1 protein-coding gene and 2 pseudogenes are annotated in these 2,354 nt (G+C 38.0%); 2 read left to right on the top strand and 1 reads right to left on the bottom strand.

Going from position 1 to position 2,354, the window contains the following annotated elements; translation table 11 throughout:
• Together HRT50_RS18630 and HRT50_RS18625 are read left to right on the top strand one after the other, a co-directional pair.
• Positions 1–376 (top strand): annotated as a pseudogene (locus tag HRT50_RS18630) (sodium:proton antiporter); the annotation flags it as partial.
• A 161-nt stretch (positions 377–537) separates the two neighbouring features.
• Positions 538–1,308, top strand: coding sequence for an ABC transporter substrate-binding protein (locus HRT50_RS18625; RefSeq protein ID WP_291617296.1), 771 nt, complete (start codon positions 538–540; stop codon positions 1,306–1,308).
• A gap of 494 nt (positions 1,309–1,802) precedes the next feature.
• Here the strand turns inward: HRT50_RS18625 and HRT50_RS18620 are convergent.
• A pseudogene (locus tag HRT50_RS18620) lies at positions 1,803–2,354 on the bottom strand (transposase); the annotation flags it as partial.

Raw genomic sequence — 2,354 nt, 5'->3', positions numbered from 1 at the left:
TGTACTACTTCTAGTAGGTATTTTAAAACAAATTGGCGTATTAAATGGCTTTACTGAGCTCTATCAATACTTACCAGCCATGGTCGTTAACTATTTAGTTGGCTTTATGTCATCGGTAATTGACAATGTCCCCTTAACCGCAGCGTTATTAAAATCAGGTGTTGATATGAAAGTAACCGAGTGGTTAATGCTAACTTATGCCACAGGTGTTGGTGGTTCTATTTTAGTCATCGGCTCAGCCGCTGGCATCATTGCCATGAGCAAAATTAACGAATTGAATTTCATTAGTTATTTACGCAATGCTTTCTATTTGATTATCGCTTATACCGTCGGATATATCGGTGTGTATTTCGCGGCAAACTGGGCACTTGCCTAAAACATCAGCCGCGGGTAGCAAGGTAATGCCCTGCTGCCCGCTTGGCTAAATCAATCACAGTAGCTGAAATTCAGCTAGCACTCCTAATCGTTCACTTGCGACTGTGTTATAATTAGCAGCAAGAGGTAAACATAATTATCGTCTTTTTAGACTAAAAATAAATGCTCAAAAACACCTTCAAATTCAGTAGCCTTGTTAGCTTATTGATTCTCACCATGTTATCCAAGCCATTAATAGCAAAAAAACTATTGATGTTAACTGATGATGGCCCGCCACACATGATTGCCGCCTCAAATAGCGGCATCGACGTAGATATTGCCCGTGAGATTCTACAAATAATGGGCCATACCGTTAAGGTTGGTTTTGCGCCATTAAAACGTACCATGCGTCAAGTTGAGAATAAACAAGCCGATTTATTTTTACCAACATTTTTTCAAAATGATACCACCAAGTTGTATTTTTCTGCCCCTATAATTAGCTACCGCCCAATAGCCTTTAGTTTAAATAAAAACAACTTCAAATTTAATAATATTGCAGACTTGGTCAGTGTACGAGTTATTACATTTCAAGGAGCTGCAGGTTATTTTGGTGAAGAGTTTGTCAAAATATCAAAGCTCGATAGCTATATTGAGCTACATGACATGTCAAAATTTCCCGAAATGTTAATTAAAGCAAGGTGTGACGTTGTGGTTTTGGATTACTACATCTTTTATTATTATTTACAAAAATATCTTAAGCAAAATCCGACAAAGGATTTTTCTGTTGGGGAAATAGATGAGTCTCTATTATTTTCTGAAGTTGAAGCCCATGTTGGCTTTCATGATCCGCAACTACGAAACCGCTTTAATAAACAATTGCACATATACAAAAGCCAAGGGAAAGATAAGACAGTCATAAGTAAATACCTAGGCGCTATTCCACCAAAGTTATAAATTCACGGTCGTTAATACAGCCTTATTGTCCGTTCACTGTCACTTAATCAATAACAATTTCTTCCGCCTTATCGCAATATAACAAGAGTTAAGAAAGCTTTTACAATAAGTTTATTTGAATAAAGTAATCTAAGCCGTAAGGGCTATATGCTTGCTGCTTGTTTTTCTAGATATAAATGATAACTTTAGAATGATTGTTCAAATACCTTATCCTTGTTTTGTAAATAAGCGAACAATTACTCTGCTGTTATGGGTTTACTGAAGTAGTAACCTTGAATAATGTCACAGTCTTCGGCTGCGAAAAACTCCAGTTACACTACTGTTTCTATTGCTTATTTCCGCTGGAATCAAACACTATTCTTCCGTATTATGAACAAAGTAGACTCGCTATTTTGTAAATTAGTATATACGCCTATTTATTTCAAATTACGCTAGACTAAAAAGAGTGTCACCAAAAGTATCGGTGTTTTTCAAGACAGTTGTCGCCTAAATTGTTAAGCAGCCTCTTTGTGTTGCTCTGGATTTAACTCCACAGCGCCTATTGGCTGCCAGTTCCTTTCATCTTTTGACCATCGTTCAGGATGCTCATTTCTTTTTTCTGATACAGCATTTTTCGTTTCGCAAGTATTTCTACATCAAGACCATCGTGTCTTTGGCATGGCGTTACAAACTTGATCCTGCTATGGCGATGCTCATTGTTGTACCAATGAACAAACTCTTTTACCCATTTACGTGCTTCATCTAAGGATTTAAACCCTTCAGAAGGCCAACGAGGATGATACTTTACCGTTCTAAACAGTGATTCTGAGTAAGGATTATCATTACTCACCCTTGGGCGACTGCGTGAGGTCACAACACCTAAATCGTACATCTTAGCCCGCATCGTCAGACTCTTCATGGGCGCACCATTATCTGAGTGCAACACTAACTCTGTTTTTGAACACTTTTCTTTCCACACACTACGTTCTAGCAGCTCTGCTGCTTGCTCACCTGTTTCATTGTGATGAACTTCCCAACCAACGACTTTACGGCTGTAAATATCCTCT

The organism is Colwellia sp. (genome assembly GCF_013215345.1).
Classification (GTDB): Bacteria; Pseudomonadota; Gammaproteobacteria; order Enterobacterales; family Alteromonadaceae; genus Colwellia.
Note: the sequence above shows the minus strand (reverse complement) of the source record. Positions and strands in the feature narration are given on the sequence as shown.